Below are 15,928 nucleotides of genomic sequence, written 5' to 3' on the forward strand. Positions count from 1 at the left end.
CGGCAAGGAGGCAATATGCAAGCACATATTATTTGGGATTGGAATGGAACTTTGCTCGATGATTTTCATATCTCACTCAAAGCGACCAACACTGCGTTGATGGGAATTGATGTACTTCCATTGAGTTCGGAAGAGTACCGTTCTCTTTACTGTGTACCTGTACAAGATTTCTATCATCAAGTTTTAGGGCGTAAACCTACTCTGCTTGAATGGTCAAAAATTGGCAAAAAGTTTAGTCAAATTTATAAACAGGAGGTACTTGATGCACCTTTAGCTCAAGATGCAGCCCGTCTACTGAATGAACGCCAAAGCCATTCCGTCTGTTCTCTGATGGAACACAATCTGTTAATTAAAATGCTTTCTGCTTTTGGAATCAAAGGGCATTTTTCAGAAGTTAATGGACGAACAGAGCCACTGAATCAAGAAGGCAAATCTGCCTATCTTAAAAAGCACTTGAGCCAGCTTATTACTCGCCAAGGAATCAATAAAAATGAGATTGTCCTCATCGGTGATACCCAAGACGATGCAGATGCGGCGCATGCGCTCGGTCTCTCCTCCATTCTTTATTCTGGTGGTGCGTTTAGTCATCAGCGCTTAGCGGCCACAGGAAACCCTGTTGTCAATACCCTAGCAGAAGCCGTTGTTCTTGCCGATCAGCTCGTACAGGAAAGAGCCAAATGATAAAAGCGATTGTAGGCCTACAAATGGGCGACGAAGGTAAAGGTAAGTTTGTCGACTTACTGGCTCAGCAATACCGACATATTGTTCGATTTAATGGTGGAGCGAACGCTGGCCATTCTGTTGTCTTTAATGAGCAACGCATGGCTTTTTCTCAAATTCCAGCAACTATTAGGAATGGGAAATGCCTTTATATCTCGCAAGGCGCCTTGATCAGCTTGGAGAGGCTACTCCAAGAAATAGAGTTCATCAAAGATCATTGTCCTGACACTCAACTATTCATCGATCCCCGCTGCCATATTGTTTTACCAATTCACGCCGCACTTAACCAAGCTTCTGAGCAATACAAAGGGGTTCATAAAATCGGCTCCGTTGGTGTGGGAGTTGGGGCGTGCTATGAAGACAAATCCAATCGTTTAGGTATTCGATTGCAAGATACGCTCAATGAGTCTGTATTACGTCATAAGCTCACTCTGCTTTGGGAAATTCGAGAAAAGCAAATTGAATCCGTCTTTGAAGGGCAGCTTCACCTCAATTTTGAACAACAAGTGCAATACATACTCAGGCTCGGTAAACAACTAGAACCCTATTTTTGCTTCACTAATCAAGTGATATCACGCTTACTTCAACGTGGCGAAAGCATGTTATTGGAATCCTCTCAGGCCACTTTTCTTGATAACAGTTTCGGAACTTACCCTTACACAGTGGCCTACTCCACCTTAATTCAGAGCTGCTTTGCTTCAATAGGCATTCCAGCTCAAACGTTACAAGTATTAGGAGTAATGAAGGCGTACATGATCCGAGTTGGCAATGGTCCATTTCCGACAGAACTTGATGGTGACATTGCACAGTACATTCGAGTGAAGGGCAATGAGTTTGGTACGGTATCGCAAAGACCAAGGCGCTGTGGCTGGTTAGATCTTGCTTTGGTTGAACAAGCGATTCATCTCAATGGCGTCAAAGAAGTGGCGATCACGAATCTTGATGTTCTCGGTGGCATGGATGAAGTTTGGGTATGTAATGGATATTTATTACACGGAAAAAAAGTGTGCACTGATGAAGCTCTTCTTCATTTTGATCAAGTCGAGCCTATTTACACAAAATTCCAAGGTTGGCCAAGACTCCCTAATGGCATTCTAAAATTATCCGATTTACCCAAAGAACTACTTCATTATCTTGCTTATATTCAATCCTATATCAGTGCACCGATTCGATATATTTCCTATGGTGCAGAACGCGAATACACAATTCATATCGAACCTAACGGATTCAGCCAAATTATCCTTGCAGTGTCTGAGGAATATGCATGATCAATTATGTTACTGGGTTTATGTTCTCTCAAGAACTATTAAACGTCGGATTAATCAAAAAATTAAAACCTAAATGGCAGAATGGATTATATAACGGTATCGGAGGAAAGATTGAACATGATGAATCCCCCTATGAAGCCATCGCGAGGGAATTTCAAGAAGAGACTGGCGTCGAGACAAAGCCAGATGAATGGAAGTTGTATGTGACCTTAACTAGGCCAGATATTTATCGAGTTTATTTCCTTTGCATGATTAGTGACAAAGTCCATAACATTCGAACAACGGAAGAAGAAATTGTGAAATTATTACCTTGCGATGCATTACCTAAAAATGTCATTCATAATTTACGGTGGTTAATTCCCCTTGCCCTTGATAAATCATTAGCGATGACGACACCCATTTGCATTGAAGAAATTAAAAACCCATAAATACCAATCCAAAATCCATCACACTCAACCTATAAAGTTAATTCTTTATTTAAAATTACTGTAGCGCAGTAAAATATCAAAAAGAGCTTAAATAATATGAAAAAACACATGCCATTTATTATTAATGGAAGAGTGACTGATTGTTCAAAAAAATCAGAATCAGAACAAAAAAGCATTTGTTTTCGCGAAAACAGTCTCAACCTAGATGTTTTAACCGATCACATCTCAGATGAAATAACAAGTTATAAAAACAGTCTGGAATTAACACTCAACAATATTGTTAATTTCCTTTATACCGTAGGTCAACGTTGGAAAAATGAAGAATACACAAGAAGACGTAGCTATATTCGGGATTTGAAAAACTTCTTGGGTTATTCCGAGGAAATGGCCAAATTGGAAGCCAATTGGATCGCCATGATTCTGTGCTCTAAAAGCGCGCTATATGACATTGTACAAACTGAGCTAGGTTCACGTCATATATTGGATGAATGGATCGCACAAGATGAGTGCTATGTTAAGGCCTTGCCTAAAGGCCGTACACTGCATTTATTAGCGGGCAATGTGCCTCTTTCAGGCGTTACCTCTATTTTGCGCGCCATTCTGACCAAGAATCAGATAATCGTAAAAATGTCGTCGAATGATCCGTTCACCCCTCATGCATTAGCGATGAGTTTTATCGATGTCGATCCAAATCATCCCATTACCCAATCCATTTCCATTATTTACTGGCCTCATAGGCAATGCACTCAGGTAGCCCAACGTTTAATGCAAAAGATGGATGTGGTCGTCGCTTGGGGCGGTTCAGAAGCAATACGTTGGGCCGTAGAGCATACCCCCCCGCATGCTGAGCTCATTAAGTTTGGCCCGAAAAAAAGCCTCACCATCATCAATGATCCTGAGAATTTGATCGAAGCGGCCGAAGGAGCCGCTCACGACATCTGTTTTTATGACCAACAAGCCTGCTTTTCAACGCAAAATCTTTTTTATATCGGCTCTCGTTTTCCTGAATTTAAGCAAGCGTTAAGAGAGCAATTACAGCGCTATGCTCGAATTTTGCCAAAGTCGCAATCCAGTATTGATGAGCAAGCCGACTTCTCCTTAACTCTGCGTGAATGCCAATTTGCAGGGTTTACCGCCGAAATGGGTAATCAACAAGATTGGATGATGATTGAATCTCCAGCCGGCGTAGAGCTGAATCATCCATTAGGGCGCTGTATTTATCTGCATCAAATGGCTTCATTTGAGGAAGTGCTGCCCTTTGTCATTAAAGGACAAACTCAAACGGTTTCCCTCTTCCCTTGGTCCTGTTCATTGCAATATCGCGATCAACTCGCTGCTCACGGCGCTGAGCGTATCGTTGAATCGGGGATGAATAATATTTTCCGCGTCGGTGGTGCCCATGATGCCATGCGTCCATTGCAGCGCTTAGTGCGTTTTATTTCCCACGAACGCCCTAGCCGTTTCACAACCAAAGATGTCGCCGTCGCTATTGAGCAGACACGCTATCTGGAAGAAGACAAATTCTTAGTCTTTGTACCTTAGTTACCCAAAAACAACATCATAAAGGAGAAATGAATGTCTCACTCATCACATTGGGAAGTGGATGACCCCTGCACCATTGATCATGTGATTTCTTTATCTGGAAATCAGCAAATTCATGTTTGGGAAACCCCTCCAACACTTAAATTTAATTCAATGCCAACGCGGCGGAATAGCATTTTAATCGCATCTGGCTTTGCTCGTCGGATGGATCATTTCGCAGGTCTAGCGCGCTATTTGTCCGCCAACGGATTTCATGTTTATCGCTATGATTCACTTCATCATGTTGGATTAAGCTCCGGCACGATCGATCAATACACGATGAGTATTGGCAAGCAGAGTCTGGAAATCGTGATGGCTTGGCTTCATAACCGCGGAGTAACAGGCATTGGAGTGATTGCAGCAAGCTTATCCGCCCGAATTGCTTACGCTAGCGTAAATGAACTCGACCTATCCTTCTTGATCACCGCGGTTGGGGTGGTGAATCTGCGCGATACCTTAGAAAAAGCCCTTGGTTTTGATTACCTCAGCCTCCCTATTCAAACTTTGCCAAACGATCTGGATTTTGAAGGGCATAAATTAGGTGCGGAAGTCTTTGTTCGTGATTGTTTTGCAAATCACTGGGATAGCTTTTCATCCACGGTAGAACAAATTCGCCATCTCTCGATCCCTTTCATTGCGTTTACCGCCAATGGAGATGATTGGGTCAAGCAAGACGAAGTTATTGAGATGCTTTCCCATATTCCTAGTGGTCAAAGCAAGCTGTATTCCCTACTTGGAAGCTCGCATGATCTCGGTGAGAACTTAGTGGTACTCCGTAACTTCTACCAATCAGTGACTAAAGCAGCAATCGCTCTCGATTCCAATAGTTTCGATATCAACATCCCTTTTGTGGAGCCCACATTTGAGCAATTGACTATCGCAACCGTCAACGAGCGCCGAATGAAAAATCAAATTGAAACAGAAACGATGATGCAGGCATAAGCCTACTCATACCTTACCTACCTTAATCAAGGACATATTATGAAATTTGGAAATTTCTTACTGACCTACCAACCACCTGAGTTATCACAAACAGAAGTGATGCAACGCTTAGTGAATCTTGGGCGAGCTTCAGAATCATGCGGTTTCGAAGCGGTTTGGTTGCTAGAACATCATTTCACTGAGTTTGGTTTACTCGGTAATCCTTATGTTGCCGCCGCAAACCTCTTGGGAGCCACAAAACATCTTCATGTCGGTACGGCGGCGATCGTACTGCCGACCGCTCACCCCATTCGACAGCTTGAAGATGTAAACTTACTCGATCAATTGTCGAAAGGACGTTTTCTTTTCGGCATTTGTCGTGGGCTCTATGACAAAGATTTTCGAGTGTTTGGCACTGACATGAACAACAGCCGCGCGTTGATGGATTGCTGGTACGACTTAATCACGACAGGCATGACACAAGGCTCTGTCTCTGCGGACAACGAGCATATCCATTTCCCTGAAGTGAAAGTCCAACCTGCCCCCTATCATCGTAGTGGTGCTCCTGTCTATGTGGTCGCTGAGTCTGCTTCAACCACTGAGTGGGCAGCAAAGCGGGGTTTACCCATGATTCTGAGCTGGATTATCAACACTCATGAGAAAAAAGCGCAACTTGACCTTTATAACGAGATCGCGTTAGAGCATGGACACGATATCCAGAATATTGATCACTGCCTCTCCTACATCACCTCTGTGGATCATGATTCACAACGCGCAAAAGACATCTGTCGCCAATTTCTTGCCCACTGGTATGACTCCTACGTCAATGCTACCCGCATTTTTGATGATTCAGACCAAACTAAAGGCTATGACTTTAATAAAGGGCAATGGCGAGATTTTGTTCTAAAAGGACATCGCGATACCAATCGTCGTATTGATTACAGCTACGAAATCAACCCAGTAGGAACACCAGAAGAATGTATTCGAATTATTCAGCAGGATATTGATGCAACGGGGATTACTAATATTTGCTGTGGATTTGAAGCCAACGGTTCAGAACAAGAAATTATCGCCTCAATGAAGCTCTTTCAAGCTGAAGTGATGCCTCACCTCAAATCCACAAACTAACGCCAACTATTTTCAAAGGAAGAACCTATGAAATTCGGATTATTTTTCTTAAATTTCCTTCATTCTGGCCAATCATGCACAGAGGTTTTCGATGCCATGATCGATAGTGTGAATTACGCGGAAAAAGGACACTTTGATCGACTGTTTATTTATGAGAACCATTTTAGTGATCACGGCATTGTAGGTGCCCCACTGACTGTAGCCAGCTTTTTATTGGGCATGACCGAGCGTATCAAGGTTGGTTCACTCAATCATATTTTGACCACTCACCATCCAGTCCGAACGGCTGAAGAAACTGGGCTACTCGACCAAATGAGTCAAGGCCGTTTCATTTTAGGTTTCAGTGATTGTGAAAACCGCGACGAGATGAACTTTTTTAACCGCCCTTTAGGTTCTCAGCAGCCAATATTCGAAGCTTGTTATCAGATTATTAATGACGCTCTAACCACAGGTTATTGCCATCCAAATAATGACTTTTATAGTTTCCCCAAAATTTCTGTTAATCCACATTGTTTTACTCAAGGGGGGCCGCAACAGTACGTTTATGCCTCTAGTACACAGGTCGTGGAATGGGCAGCTAAACGGGCATTGCCGTTGACCTTTAAATGGGATGATAGTAATGCAACTCGGCAAGAATATGCGCAACGTTATCAAGAGACAGCAAGAAAACATGGGGTTGATGTTCAAGCCGTACGCCATCAACTCGCGTTATTGGTCAATCAAAATGATGATGGCGATATCGCGCGTGCAGAGGTTGGTCAATACCTATCCCAATACCTCACGGAACGCTATCCCAGCGATGAAGTTGAGGTCGTCTTAGAACGCATCATCAAAGAAAGTGCCATTGGTACATACGAAGAAAGCACTCATGCCGCACGAGTTGCTATTGAAATGTGTGGTGCTTCTGATCTGCTGCTCTCTGTTGAGTCGATAAAAGAGCCTGTTCACCGCCTGCATGTATTGGATGTGATTAATAGCAACATCGCTAAATACCATCAATAAAAGATTTTTCTTTTTCCCTTGGGCCGCCGCATCCTCCTTCGGTGGCGGCCCTTTTTTAAGGAATACACAATGAATACCACGCTGTCCTTAATTGACACGCCTGCCGTTGAGAAATTTGATATTGAAGCAAGCTCCTACCTTGATGATTTAATCTTCATGAGTGAGCCGAACTCATGGTCATACGAAGAGCAGAAAAACATTCGACATGATGTGATCATGAAAGCCTTTCGTTGGCACTATCAGAACAATGTTGACTATCGTCGTTATTGCCAAACTATCGGTATTGGCCTTGAAATAGAGCATTTGGACGATATCCCCGTTTATCCGACGTCTGTATTTAAAACGATGCGGGTGACCAGCGCAAAACCTCAAGATATCGAGCATTGGTTTACCAGCAGTGGCACACAGGGACAAAAAAGTTATATTCCTCGAGACCGCCTGAGTATTGAGCGTTTATTAGGTTCTGTAAGTTATGGAATGAAATTGGTGGGTACATGGTTTGACCATGAAATGGAGCTTGTTAATTTAGGCCCAGATCGATTTAACGCTCACAACATCTGGTTTAAATATGTGATGAGTCTTGTTGAATTACTCTACCCAACCGCTTTTACCGCAAAAGATGAACGCGTAGATTTTGACCAAACGCTCACGCACTTATACCGAATTCAAAGCTTGGGAAAAACCGCTTGCTTAATTGGCCCTCCCTATTTTGTTTATCTTCTATGTCAGCACATGAAAGCAGAAAAAATCCACTTCCGAGCTGGGCATAAACTTTACATCATCACTGGAGGTGGGTGGAAAACTCACCAAAACTCCGCCTTAAATAGAGATCAATTCAATCAATTGTTAATGGAAACTTTTGGTCTCAACGATATAAGCCAAATACGCGATACATTCAACCAAGTTGAACTCAATACTTGCTTTTTTGAAGATGATCAGCAACGCAAATGTGTTCCACCCTGGGTGTATGCTCGGGCGTTAAATCCCAGAACTCTTCAGCCTTTATCTGATGGGGAAATAGGTTTAATGAGTTATATGGATGCATCCGCGACAAGCTACCCTGCATTTTTAATTACTGATGATCTTGGTTACGTTCATCAGCCCACTGAGGAAATACCTTATACAAGAGTACAAATTGTTCGCCGAATTAATACACGAGCCCAAAAAGGCTGTGCCCTAAAGATGTCACAACATTTTTCATTACCCCACATCACACGATAAGAAGAATAGGAACAAGAAAATGAAATTTTTATGCCACGTTCACACAGTTCAGCGCCTAGCCCCTGGGATCTACCAAGTCATTTTAGCGCCACACTACCCCTTGGATTTTAAAGCTGGACAATATTTGAAGCTCACATTGGCGGGGAAAGATCGCTACTTTTCTATTGCTAGTTGCCCTTCACAGCCAGGGCTTATCGAACTGCATATTGGAGCATCAAAGACTGATGAAGGCGTTCTTAGTGCTATTGCAGCCTTACATGAATTTAAAGAAGCAGAATTATCACTAGAGATTGAAGGGCCATTGGGTGATGCATGGCTTCGAAAAGAGAGTACTAACCCTATATTATTGATTGCCGGAGGAACGGGAATATCCTACATCATGAGCTTACTTAGAAATGCCCTCCACCATAAACTGAAGCAGAATATTTATCTTTACTGGGGCGTTAAAGGCATTAACCAACTCTATCTTCAGCAAGAATTATTAATGCTTTCAGAACAATATCCAAACTTACATTATGTCTTTTCATTAGAGGAGCCCAACGAGCCCATCATATGCAGAGAAGGATTAGTGATTGATGCAATATTAAATGACTTTTCAAATTTGCATGATTTCGACATCTATTTATGTGGACCAATAAATATGATTAAAGAAGGGAAGACACGTTTACTTGAAAAATGCAGTGCAACTTCAGGCAATATGTATGGTGATGGATTAACCTACGTTTAATCGGCCTTTTTAATAGAGCATTCAATTTGTCCTCTGCTTAGTAATGTCTGATTACTTACCAAAGATCGTTGAGCCGCCGCATTACAATGAAAAAAACGACCTATACTATACCCAGACAAACTGAGGTCGTGTTACCACGCACCTCTCTGTAAGTCCCATTCTTCATGGATATGGGTATCAGTGCTGTAAGCAGCAATTTATTCGGCACTATAAAATCTTGCATTGAAAAATGGCTAAACCGTCTGAAATGGAGACCCTAATGATGCGCTATTTTAATAACACCCTACTGAGCTGCTTGGCGCTTCTCTTTACGCCGATAGCGTTAGCACAAACGTTAACCGCTGACTTTAGACATCGGCCACCAGAAATGGTGTTAGATGAAGCAACAAACTCAATGACTGGACCACTCAAAGATATCGTTGAGCAAGCGACACAAAAGCTGGGCTATTCTATTGAGTGGCGCAGCCGCCCTTTTGCACGCAGCTTAGCCGATCTGGAGACCAATCAAGTCGATATTGTTCCTCGCGTGATTAAAACCTCAGAGCGAGAAGCCTTCGTCCGCTTTGTTGGCCCAATCAGCGAACAGACGAAAAACATTCTCTTCATTACTCATGGAGAAGGAATGCCAATCAAGGAGTACCAAGATTTAACTAAACTGAATGTTGGCGTAAAGCGAGGTACGGCTTATTTTGAGCAATTTGACAATGACAATAATATCCGTAAAACCGTCGTTGCCGATGATTACAACTTAGCTCGAATGCTAGAAGCAAAGCGCATTGATGCAATCATTGTTCTTGATGAAGCGGCGATTGAACAAGAGCTGAAAAACATCAGTTTTACCAATTACAAGACGGCCGATTACTTCTTCCCCAATGTGATAGGTAACTACTACGGTATGCCTAAAAATCATCCGCTGGCAGACAAACTTGCCGACGTACTGCAACAAATGGTGCAAAATGGTGAGGTTAACGTCATTTACCAAAAATACGGATTAACCCCTAACTAACTCACATCAAAGGCTTTGAGGTTACAGCAGGTAATGATCCCTAAGCTCCTTTAGGGATCATTACCTGATTCATAGAGTCTATCTATGCTCATGGGGATAAACTGACTTACCGCCTATCTGCAACATAAAGTCGTTTGGGTATACAAAGTCTCTGTTTAAGGTTGTGTTTAGCTCATTCGGCATGTTAAAAAACAACGTTTTTTTGAACTTTCCTTATCATCCTTAGTCTGAATCCCGTCTCTAATTGATTGATGAAATAAATGAGTTTTTTATGACAAAACGTTGGACACTTCTTGCAACCTTAGTAGGTGTTGGCTTGGCAGGCGGTTATTACACTCTCGCTTATACCCCTGAGTCTTCATCCCCATTACCGACCCTCAATGTCAGCCGGGGAACAATAGAGAAACAGGCGGTCGCCGTTGGTCAAATCATGCCTTCACATTCGGTGGCAATTAAATCGCAAATCAACGGTATTGTCGGTGAAATTTATGTGCGTGAGGGGCAACATGTTGAGCAAGGACAACCCTTGATTAAGGTTCGTCCGAATCCGACACCACAGGCGTTGACCGATGCCTCCACAGAGCTGATGCAAAGTGAGGCGAATCTTGAATCAGACTTACAACGCTTAGCCAACCTTGAGCGCTTAGTGAAACAGCAAATCATTCCTGCCAATTATGATGATTACGTCCGCGCGAAAGCCGACGTCAAAGCTAAACAAGCCGAAGTGCAGCAAAAACGCCAAAACCTAGAGTTGATTCGCAGCGGTGAAGCTTCGATTGGCCAAGCCAAGCTCTCCTCTACTTTATATGCCCCGATCAGTGGCACGATTTTAAATATCAAAGTCGAGGTCGGAGAGCCGATCATCTCTACCGAGTCGAGCCAGGCGGCAACAGAAATGATCCAGTTAGCGGATATGAAAAATATCGTGTTCAAAGGCAGTGTCAGTGAACATGATGCTGCGCAGCTGAATGCCGGCATGCCCGCCAATATTACCGTTGCCCCCTACCCTGAGCAGGTGATCAATGGTCAGTTGACCAAAGTGGCGATTCAATCGGAGCGCTTAAATAATCCGGAAAACAAAGATGGCAAAAGTTTTGATAACGGATTTCAAGTCGAAATCGGACAATTAGACATCCCTGAAAACATGACATTACGTTCTGGATTCTCGGCCAGCGCAAAAATCACCTTACAACGTGCCGCGGATGTCCTTACCCTTCCGGAGCGCGCATTACAGTTTGAGGGCGAAACCCCCATGGTGCTGATTGCGGATGGCTCTGCACAAGGTTATACCGCTCATCCGGTCAAGCTTGGGCTTTCTGACGGCGTACAGGTTGAGATCTTAGAAGGCGTAGCCGAAAAAGACAGCATAGTGGATAACAGCATGCTGGGAGGCCAGCATGAATAAGGGCTTTCTCTCCGCATGTGTACTGACTAGCCTGATGGCATCTTCTTCTGCTTTAGCGCTCTCCATCGAGCAAGCGTGGCAGCAAGCCAAACAACAGTCACCCGATGCACACATTGCCGAACTCTCGGTGCAGCTCAGCGTGCAAGATAAGTATCTCGCCAAAAGCGATCTCCTTCCTTCACTCTCAGGCAGTGCCGGAATGAACTGGTCAGAAAGCCAAAATGGATCGAGCAGTTATGGTGCCACCATTGAGCAAACCTTGTGGGATAGCCGAAAATGGAGTGCGTTGGATAAAGCCGATGCGGATTGGGTGTTGGCCCAACTTGAACGTAACCAAGCTTATAACCAACTCGCTCATCAGTTACTCAGCGCTTATTTTTCCTTAGCGGAAGCGCAAAGTAATTTGACTCTTGCCCAGCAAAAACAAGCGGATGGCGCACAATTATTAGCCATCGCTGAACAGCGTTATCTGGCGGGTAAAATAAAATCTGTGGAGTTGGAAGAGCTACGTGTCAACCAACTTGATGAAGAGTCAACCATTCTCAATGCGAAGGCGGAGCTCGAAACCAAACGCAGCCAACTCTCAATACTGATCAATGCCTCAGCCCCGCAAGTGGATGAAGTGGATACCCACACGCCAACACCGAGTTGGCCATTCAGTGCTGAACTGGATGACTGGCTTACAGCCGCCAAAGATCACAGCCCTGAGCTCTTGATTGCTATCCAAAAAGTGGCGATCAGCCAAATTGCTAAGCAGCAGAGTCAAAGTGGGTATTATCCGAGTTTGCGCGCCTCTGCAGGCTATCAAGACGGCGATCAACGAAACGGTGAATTCAATGCCGGTCTCACGCTCTCCATCCCGATTGATTTAAATGGAGCAACCCGCAGTGATAACGAAAAAGCTCATCTCAACTGGTTGATGGCTCAGCAACAGCAACGCAAAGTCGAGATCGGATTAGATCAAAATTTGCGTCAACAAATTCAGCAGGTTGAGATTGAATGGCAGCAAATTACCATGGCGGATCAGCAAGTGACCCATCGCGATAAAGTGCTGCGCAGTAAACAGCAACTGTTTGATGCTGGCTTAGCCGAAGCCTCCGATTTAATCGATGCGCACAACAGCCTATTTCGAGCCAAACATAATCTGGCCAGTCGTTGGTATAGCTATTGGCGTCAGCGCATTGAGCTACTCAAATTAACAGGTCAGTTGAACGATAATGCCATCGCTCAGCTTTCAGGAGCCTTTCGTTAATGCGCCTCTTGTTACAGCAATCTTGGCAAACTTTGCTCGCTCATCGCCTGAAAAGCGTATTGGCGATCACCGCGATTAGCTGGGGGGTGATTTCTGTGGTGATCTTGATGGCGCTCGGCGAAGGGTTTTATCGTGCTCAAACCGAATCCTTTCGCTTTCTGTTGCAAGAAACACAAATGGTCGCCTCCGGTCAGACCAGCGAAGTGTGGCAAGGCATGCCTGCGAGACGCCCGATTCAACTGACCGAATCGTTAATGCGTGAAGTCGCACAACGTCCGGAGATCCAGCGTTACTCCATCGTCTATGAGAATCGGGAAGTCTCCATCACCCAACAGCGAGGGACAGCGATTGGCAGTATGGTCAGTGGTGTGGATAGAGGGTATTTCTCTCTTGCTGGATTAAAACTCACCTTAGGCTCACGAGATTTCAGCCTTCATGATCAACACAACCACCGCCGTGTGGCAATTCTTGGCGATCACGTTGCTGCCACCAGCCAGCTTAAGATTGGAGATGAATTCAAAATTCGTGGCATCGCTTTTCGAGTGATTGGCATTATGGATGATGAAAGCAGCCGCTTTTCATTTGGTGATAACCAAAAAGTGTTTATTCCAAGCTCCACATTTAAAGACATTTGGGATACCCAACCGAACATGATGTTGGTACTGCCCGCTCAAGGTGTTTCAAGCTGGGCGTTACGCGAGCAGTTACGTCACACTTTTGCTCAGAGGTTACATTTCTCACCTGAGGATCAAGAGGCGGTCTTTCTCCCCGATTTCGGCAGTGGTGTTGCGGTGATCACTGCCATTTTACGAGGAATTCAAGCCTTTCTCGCCGCCAGTGGCATGATGACTATGGCTGTCGGCATCTTAGGCGTTGCCAATATGATGTTTTTAGCGGTGACCGAGCGTACGCGAGAAATCGGAGTGCGTTTAGCCATTGGTGCTACACCGCAACGAATTCAACAGCAGTTTTTATTAGAAGGATTGCTGCTGGTGGTCATCGGGGCGTTAGCAGGCTTACTGCTGGCCTACTTTGGCGTGTTGCTGCTTAATCACCTTGGCCTACCCACGTGGCTTGGCGAGCCGGTGATCACTTCGACCACCGTCTGGCTTTCTATGTTGGTGACCAGCATTTTAGCCTTAGCGGCGGCCTACTTCCCAGCTCGCAGAGCGGCGCAGTTAGAGCCCGTCATTGCGCTCAGTAGTCGGAGTTAATGCATGTTGCCAATAAGACAAATTATGCAGGAAATGGCGGCCGAAAAGCTCAGATTGAGCCTCACTATTTTGGCCGTTGCGTGGTCAACCTTATGTATCGCAGGGCTACTTGCGGTCGGTGAAGGGCTCCGCAGTGGAATTGTACGCACCATCCAAAATGGCAATGGTAACCTGATTCATGTCAGCGGCGGTTATGCCACACAAACCCATGGCCGTTTTCATGAGGGGCAAGCGCTTTCTCTCACCGAGCAAGATAGCCAAGTCTTGGCCGCTCTGCCTATGGTCAAACACGCACTTCCTTCGGCCGAGTGGCAAGAGCTGATCACGTTTGCAGATAAGCGTTCATGGATGATGCCTTACGCGGTCAAAAGTGAGTATCAGGCGATGAATAAACTGCGCTTGTTACCCGGCGGGCGCTGGTTTAATCCCGTTGATGAAACACAGCAACGTAAAGTGGTCGTCCTCGGCTATCAACTCGCGGTACAACTGTTTAATCAGCAAGAGGGCGACTGGTTTAGCGGCGGCGAATTAGAGCAAGATCCTGTCGGTCAGATTGCCAAAATAGGCGCACACGAATTTACGGTGATCGGAGTGCTGGCTAAAAACAGCGGCAACATTGAGCAGGGTTCGCCCATTGATTACAGCGGTTTTACGCCATTCAGTACTTGGCAGCGTTTTCACCCCAACCAAGCGATCAGCGGAATTAACCTTGAACCGAGGGTGGGCAGTGACCGTCAAGCGTTAGCAGCCACGGTACAGCAAGTGTTAAAACGCAAATACGCCGCGAGCTTGCAAGATCAGCAAATTGTCATGGTGCAAGACCACTTTTTGAGCCAGAAAAGTATGCAGCAGTTTCTGCTGAGACTACAAAGCTTCCTTGGCATTATTGGGTTTATCACTTTGGCCGTGGCAAGTTTAGGCATTACCAATGTGATGTTTGCTACCGTGAAGCGGGCCACACGCGACATTGGCGTACGCATGGCCGTAGGCGCTACCCCCAATACCATTCGCTGCCACTATTTGGCTCAATCTTTGATCACGATGGGATTGGGAGGAATTGCCGGCTTAGGTGTCACATTTGCGATGGTTCGCCTACTCGCCGCTATTCCTTTACAGGGCAATCCGATTTATGACCACTTAGGCCAACCGGTTCCTGAGCTGTCGCTCAGCGTCATTGCGATAGTGATTGTCACCCTTACCGTGATGGGCATTGTTGCAGCGTGGTTGCCAGCCAATCACGCAGCAAAAGTGACACCGTTACAAGCATTACAGAGTGAATAATGAAGTCTTTATCTCCTGCTCCTTTGGTGGAGCTACAGCAAATTTGTAAACATTACACCAGTGGGCAAAACGTGGTTAAAGCGCTTGATGGCGTCGACTTAACCATTCGTCACGGTGAATTCTTGGCAATTCTCGGACCTTCGGGATCGGGCAAATCAACCCTGATGAACGTACTGGGCTGCTTGGATAAACCTACCGCGGGCCGCTATCAATTGGACGGACATCCGGTCGATAGCCTAAGCACCCAGCAACTGGCTGCGATCCGCAATCAAAAGATTGGCTTTGTGTTCCAAAGCTTCAACCTTTTGGAATACGCCAGCGCGCTGGATAACGTCGCCCTTCCTTTGGTGTATGCGGGAGTGAAAGCCAAAGATCGTCGCCAACGCGCCACGGAACTCTTGACTCGAGTTGGCCTTGCCGATCGCTTAGATCACAAACCCAATCAGTTGTCAGGCGGACAAAAACAGCGCGTTGCGATTGCGCGCGCGCTGATCAATCAGCCACAAATTCTGCTGGCAGATGAGCCAACTGGTGCGCTGGATTCAAAATCCGGCGCCGAAATTGAAGCGCTGTTCAATGAACTGCACCACGAAGGTCGCACCATTATCGTCGTCACTCATGATAATGAGCTAGCCAAACGTACTAAGCGAATTGTGACTATTCGGGATGGGCAAGTCGTCAGTGATGAGCCCACGGCTTAACTACCACCTAATGGTGCGGATAAAACAAACGGCGCGTGATGCGCCGTTTGTTTGGATTCAAGTGTAATAAAGG

15 protein-coding genes are annotated in these 15,928 nt (G+C 45.2%); all 15 read left to right on the plus strand.

What is annotated here, in order from left to right; genetic code table 11:
* Positions 1-15: 15 nt before the first annotated feature.
* The 15 genes from R4537_RS12220 to R4537_RS12290 all read left to right on the plus strand — a co-directional run bounded on the left by R4537_RS12220 (position 16) and on the right by R4537_RS12290 (position 15,855).
* Complete coding sequence (locus R4537_RS12220; protein WP_069648062.1) at positions 16-681, plus strand: HAD family hydrolase; 666 nt, start codon at positions 16-18, stop codon at positions 679-681.
* Positions 678-1,988 carry an adenylosuccinate synthase gene (locus R4537_RS12225; protein ID WP_071178228.1) on the plus strand — a complete coding sequence of 437 codons (1,311 nt, stop codon included), beginning with the start codon at positions 678-680 and terminating at the stop codon, positions 1,986-1,988. The genes R4537_RS12220 and R4537_RS12225 overlap by 4 nt, the downstream gene beginning before the upstream one ends.
* A complete protein-coding gene (locus R4537_RS12230; protein ID WP_071178229.1) occupies positions 1,985-2,416 on the plus strand; it encodes an NUDIX domain-containing protein in 432 nt (143 codons plus the stop codon). Before R4537_RS12225 ends, R4537_RS12230 begins: the two co-directional genes overlap by 4 nt.
* A 96-nt stretch (positions 2,417-2,512) precedes the next feature.
* Positions 2,513-3,958, plus strand: a complete 1,446-nt coding sequence (gene luxC / locus R4537_RS12235) for a long-chain-fatty-acyl-CoA reductase LuxC (protein WP_071178230.1) — start codon at positions 2,513-2,515, stop codon at positions 3,956-3,958.
* A 33-nt stretch (positions 3,959-3,991) separates the two neighbouring features.
* Positions 3,992-4,939, plus strand: coding sequence for a fatty acid reductase transferase subunit LuxD (luxD, locus tag R4537_RS12240; RefSeq protein ID WP_071178231.1), 948 nt, complete (start codon positions 3,992-3,994; stop codon positions 4,937-4,939).
* Between the two features lie 39 nt (positions 4,940-4,978).
* Complete coding sequence (gene luxA, locus R4537_RS12245; RefSeq protein WP_071178232.1) at positions 4,979-6,046, plus strand: luciferase subunit alpha; 1,068 nt, start codon at positions 4,979-4,981, stop codon at positions 6,044-6,046.
* Between the two features lie 27 nt (positions 6,047-6,073).
* Positions 6,074-7,048: a luciferase subunit beta gene (luxB, locus tag R4537_RS12250; protein ID WP_071178233.1), complete on the plus strand. Its 975-nt coding sequence runs from the start codon at positions 6,074-6,076 to the stop codon at positions 7,046-7,048.
* A 69-nt stretch (positions 7,049-7,117) separates the two neighbouring features.
* Positions 7,118-8,269: a long-chain-fatty-acid--protein ligase LuxE gene (gene luxE, locus R4537_RS12255; protein WP_071178234.1), complete on the plus strand. Its 1,152-nt coding sequence runs from the start codon at positions 7,118-7,120 to the stop codon at positions 8,267-8,269.
* A 19-nt stretch (positions 8,270-8,288) separates the two neighbouring features.
* Entirely contained in the window at positions 8,289-8,996 is a 708-nt protein-coding gene (gene luxG / locus R4537_RS12260) for a flavin mononucleotide reductase LuxG (RefSeq protein WP_071178235.1), read from the plus strand.
* 259 nt (positions 8,997-9,255) lie between these two features.
* Positions 9,256-10,002, plus strand: a complete 747-nt coding sequence (locus R4537_RS12265; protein WP_071178236.1) for a substrate-binding periplasmic protein — start codon at positions 9,256-9,258, stop codon at positions 10,000-10,002.
* A 271-nt stretch (positions 10,003-10,273) separates the two neighbouring features.
* On the plus strand, positions 10,274-11,407 hold the full coding sequence (locus R4537_RS12270) for an efflux RND transporter periplasmic adaptor subunit (protein ID WP_071178237.1): 1,134 nt from the start codon (positions 10,274-10,276) through the stop codon (positions 11,405-11,407).
* Positions 11,400-12,659: a TolC family protein gene (locus R4537_RS12275; RefSeq protein WP_071178238.1), complete on the plus strand. Its 1,260-nt coding sequence runs from the start codon at positions 11,400-11,402 to the stop codon at positions 12,657-12,659. The genes R4537_RS12270 and R4537_RS12275 overlap by 8 nt, the downstream gene beginning before the upstream one ends.
* The gene (locus R4537_RS12280) at positions 12,659-13,873 is read left to right on the plus strand and encodes an ABC transporter permease (RefSeq protein WP_001238021.1); all 1,215 of its coding nucleotides are present in this window, start codon (positions 12,659-12,661) and stop codon (positions 13,871-13,873) included. The genes R4537_RS12275 and R4537_RS12280 overlap by 1 nt, the downstream gene beginning before the upstream one ends.
* Before the next feature lie 3 nt (positions 13,874-13,876).
* The gene (locus R4537_RS12285) at positions 13,877-15,154 is read left to right on the plus strand and encodes an ABC transporter permease (RefSeq protein ID WP_071178239.1); all 1,278 of its coding nucleotides are present in this window, start codon (positions 13,877-13,879) and stop codon (positions 15,152-15,154) included.
* Positions 15,154-15,855 (plus strand): ABC transporter ATP-binding protein, encoded by a 702-nt coding sequence (locus R4537_RS12290; protein WP_071178240.1) that lies wholly within the window; start codon positions 15,154-15,156, stop codon positions 15,853-15,855. The genes R4537_RS12285 and R4537_RS12290 overlap by 1 nt, the downstream gene beginning before the upstream one ends.
* The last annotated feature ends 73 nt before the right edge of the window (positions 15,856-15,928 follow it).

Origin of the sequence: Vibrio paracholerae, from assembly GCF_037672085.1 — a bacterium.
Classification (GTDB): Bacteria; Pseudomonadota; Gammaproteobacteria; order Enterobacterales; family Vibrionaceae; genus Vibrio; species Vibrio cholerae.